The organism is Paraglaciecola arctica BSs20135, assembly GCF_000314995.1.
Classification (GTDB): Bacteria; Pseudomonadota; Gammaproteobacteria; order Enterobacterales; family Alteromonadaceae; genus Paraglaciecola; species Paraglaciecola arctica.
This window is the reverse complement of sequence record NZ_BAEO01000026.1, coordinates 1-3,535: the sequence shown is the minus strand read 5'-3', so window position 1 is coordinate 3,535 and position 3,535 is coordinate 1. Positions and strand designations below refer to the sequence as shown.

5 protein-coding genes are annotated in these 3,535 nt (G+C 38.6%); 2 read left to right on the top strand and 3 right to left on the bottom strand.

Going from position 1 to position 3,535, the window contains the following annotated elements:
• Positions 1–234: hypothetical protein (locus GARC_RS27230; RefSeq protein ID WP_039989250.1), on the top strand; the 234-nt coding region annotated here is incomplete at its 5' end.
• A 32-nt stretch (positions 235–266) separates the two neighbouring features.
• On the opposite strand, the gene GARC_RS09265 is transcribed toward GARC_RS27230, so the two are convergent.
• The 3 genes from GARC_RS09265 to GARC_RS09255 form a co-directional block, all read right to left on the bottom strand.
• On the bottom strand, positions 267–983 hold the full coding sequence (locus tag GARC_RS09265; protein ID WP_039989249.1) for a hypothetical protein: 717 nt from the start codon (positions 981–983) through the stop codon (positions 267–269).
• Between the two features lie 240 nt (positions 984–1,223).
• Positions 1,224–1,529: a hypothetical protein gene (locus GARC_RS09260; protein ID WP_007619173.1), complete on the bottom strand. Its 306-nt coding sequence runs from the start codon at positions 1,527–1,529 to the stop codon at positions 1,224–1,226.
• 502 nt (positions 1,530–2,031) lie between these two features.
• Positions 2,032–3,042 (bottom strand): IS110 family RNA-guided transposase, encoded by a 1,011-nt coding sequence (locus tag GARC_RS09255; RefSeq protein WP_007619171.1) that lies wholly within the window; start codon positions 3,040–3,042, stop codon positions 2,032–2,034.
• 87 nt (positions 3,043–3,129) lie between these two features.
• Here GARC_RS09255 and GARC_RS09250 point away from each other — a divergent pair, with 87 nt between their 5' ends.
• Complete coding sequence (locus tag GARC_RS09250; RefSeq protein ID WP_039989247.1) at positions 3,130–3,339, top strand: hypothetical protein; 210 nt, start codon at positions 3,130–3,132, stop codon at positions 3,337–3,339.
• Positions 3,340–3,535 lie beyond the last annotated feature (196 nt).

Sequence of the window (3,535 nt, the reverse complement as noted above, 5' to 3'; positions counted from 1 at the left end):
AAACCTGCGGGGTCAGGTTCGCTGAAAAATAAAAGTCACTTCGGTTTGGATGAGTTAAACGCTTTAGATCTCCTATCACCGCCTTGTGGTAATGGCTTGGCTCTTCTAGATAAAGTATTAGCAACCTGTTCAATAAACGAATCATCACCTAACGTCCATGTCTTATTTGTTGCATCGCGTACTTTCAACGAACCTGACCCCGCAGGTTCTGACCCCGCAGGTTTCTTTCTTTAACATCCTCGACTAAGAACCACGGTTTTTTGTAATTACTCTTCTGAATAATCTACATAGTTATCTTTATGCTCATGAATAAATTCGATTAAGTCATAATATTCTTTTGGCATTTCTGTGTTGGATAGTAAATCATTCATTTCTTTTTCAAATTCAAGGTCATTGTGACGAATAGGACCTGAATATTCATTCAAGTCACTCTTATAACCTAAACTATTACCGACACAAGCCCTCAATAGCTCTTGTCCTGCGCCATTAACACGCAAAGGAACAGGTGTTGGTTCAGGTAGAGTGGGTTTACTGGTATCAATTTTTTTATCATAATACCCTACATCTAAATCTTTAATATATTTGAGATAAGGTAGAGCTAATTTCACATGCTGATATAAAATGAATTCGGATTCCGAGCCATATAAGTATTCAGTTAATCTCCTCTGTACTTTAAATCCTACATCACATAATGCGACTTCACTGTAAGGCTTCCATTGATCGACGCCTAATTTTAAAGGAAAAGCAATATAACCGTTCTCATCAGGAAGTAACATTTCTAACATATACTCAAAAACCTTATTACTTGAATGAGAATTTTCACCTAAGTAAAAGTCGAGGAAAAAACCTATGAAATTCTCATCCCTTTTTATTTTACTGTCCCCCCAATAACTTATTTTATTTTCTGAGGCCCAAATACAATAATCCTGTAGAAACGTAACAAATGGTTCAACTTCAATTATTGGGCAAAGCTGTATAATCAATGATAATTCTAATGCTGTTGATTTTTCATCATTATCAGGACAAGTTAATAAAGGCGTTAAATCCCCATCTAAATACCAGTATTTCAGCGCATCACTTACCTTTTTTTCTGCTTTAGTTTCAGGATCACTTCTTAAATGAATATTCCATACATCAGCCCATAGCTGTTGACGCTTTTTTTTTCCAAGTACTATCTTGAGGTATATTGACTTTCATTGATTTCATTACTTCATTTATATTTTTTATTCGTTAATTATTCTGTCTTCAACTTCAGCTTTTACTGCATCTTTCAAAGCTGATTTAGAATTAGTTAAAAACAAATCTATACTACCCATAATAAAGGTACTACCGCTATAAGATGTAACGTGCTGTTTATAAAAGTCGGGTTTATTTGAGGCTTCTTTATTAAATGACGTTTTTATTTTTCCAATATCCGGACTCTTTGATGACTTTGTTTTAAAATCATGAAAATGCCAATATATATCTTTAACAACAACATTAAAATTATTATCAACTGCTCCTTTAGCGGATTGTTCTTTTTTCTTCATTCGAGCAAAAGTTTTATTAGCTACTCGATCTAAAATATATTGTCGGTGTGGGGTATTACCCTTAGAAACCTGCGGGGTCAGGTTCGTTGGAAACCTGCGGGGTCACCCATTAGCCAGCCGGTGTCAATAGAGCGTCAGTAATCGGGGCGCTAAAGCAAACATAAAATTATGTAACTCAGCTTTGGTGTTCCGGTTATGTTATTCGCAATATTCGTTTTTCTATTGGTCGTGCTGGATAAATATCCGCAACAGTCACCCATCTGGATCTAGGTCAGGACATAAACGCATCCTTTCCCCACGTACCTTAGTACGCCACAAAAACCTCTGTTCCCCATGTTATCCAATGCGATATTGCGCACAGAGTAAGTGGCTAAGCTTACGCTTTCCAGACCCAAAGTGGCTTAACATGTGGGCGAATAAAGTAAATACCGGCACCATCCTCCACTCAGATTATGATGGCTTGTAATCCAACCCCGCAAACGGGCTGAATGATGCCGGTAAACTAGTGAAACACTCTATCGATATCGAATGCCTCTTTGTTCTTTAACATGTGAAATACCGCACGTGAGAGCTTATGTGCGACTGCGCGTATAGCCACTATTCCGTTGCGCTTTTGTCTTTTACGCTCATAAAAACGTTTGGCTTGGTTATCAAATCTCACCATATAATGGGCGGCCTCTGAAAATGCCCAGGATAGGTACTTGTTCCCCGCCTTGCGGTTTCCTGTGCCTTTTTTCTTACCGTTACTTTCACGAATACTGTTCACACAGCGACAATAAGACGCATAATTATCAGGAGAATCAAAACGTTGAATATCCCCTGTTTCAAGCATTATGGTTAAGCCTAAAATCGGGCCAACACCCGTCATCGACCTAAGCAACGTAAATTCATTTTTGAGTGATACGGCATCTAATACTTGTTGTTCAATATTTTTGATTTGAATATCCAACGCCCGCATTAACACCAGATTGCTATTGGCAGAATGATAAAGAAATCCGTCTTTTTCGAAGGGCAAAGTAAAGCCTTTTCTGCGAATAGCGTTACACGTCATTTTATAACCTAGCGAGCGCCATATTTGATTTTGAATACTGATAACGTGAGTAGAGGCATGCCTGACTAACTGACGTCTTCTTCTCAATAAATCTCTGATTGCACGATATTCTGGTGGATAAATATAGCCAGTAGGTAACACTCCTAAACGCATTAATTGCGCTAAATGAAAGGCATCTTGATGATCACCACTATACTTCAGCCCATCGTATTGTTTGACGGCTGTAGTGTTTACCAGTTCAACTTTAAAGCCATGTTCAATAAGTCCATCAACTAACCAATACCAGTTAAAAGTTGATTCAACTGCGACGGCCTTCAGCTCATTCTTAAAGGGCGAAAGCAACGAAACAGTAACATCTAAATCATTGATAATGCGTTTATCCATTAACTTGTTATCCTCTTCATCAGTGACAACCACTACATGATTGTTTGAATGTAAATCAATGCCGCAGTAAAGTGACATAACAGCCTCCTGTTTGAGTTTGGTTTAAGCACCTACAGCATAGCTGGAACTTAAACTAGGAGGCTGGCTAGAGGATTATCAGGTTCGTTGAAAAATAAAAGTCACTTAGGTTTGGATGAGTTAAACGCTTTAGATCTCCTATCACCGCCTTGTGGTAATGGCTTGGCTCTTCTAGATAAGGTATTAGCAACCTGTTCAATAAACGAATCATTACCTAACTCCCATGCCTTATTTGTTGCATCGCGTACTTTCAACGAACCTGACCCCGCAGGTTCCGGTTTCTTTCAACGAACCTGACCCCGCAGGTTCTGACCCCGCAGGTTTTTCAACGAACCTGACCCCGCAGGTTTCTTTCAACGAACCTGACCCCGCAGGTTCACGCAGGTTTTCTCATGGTGCTTGTAATTTGAGTTGAACATCACATTTAATCGAATGCATTATTTCAAATCATCAATAAGCTCAAACTCATAAGCTTAAACACACAAAGAGAATA

Coding starts and splice junctions, on each gene's coding strand:
- GARC_RS09260 (WP_007619173.1), bottom strand. CDS start 1,529: ATGAAGAAAAAAGAACAATCCGCTAAAGGAGCAGTTGATAATAATTTT.
- GARC_RS09255 (WP_007619171.1), bottom strand. CDS start 3,042: ATGTCACTTTACTGCGGCATTGATTTACATTCAAACAATCATGTAGTG.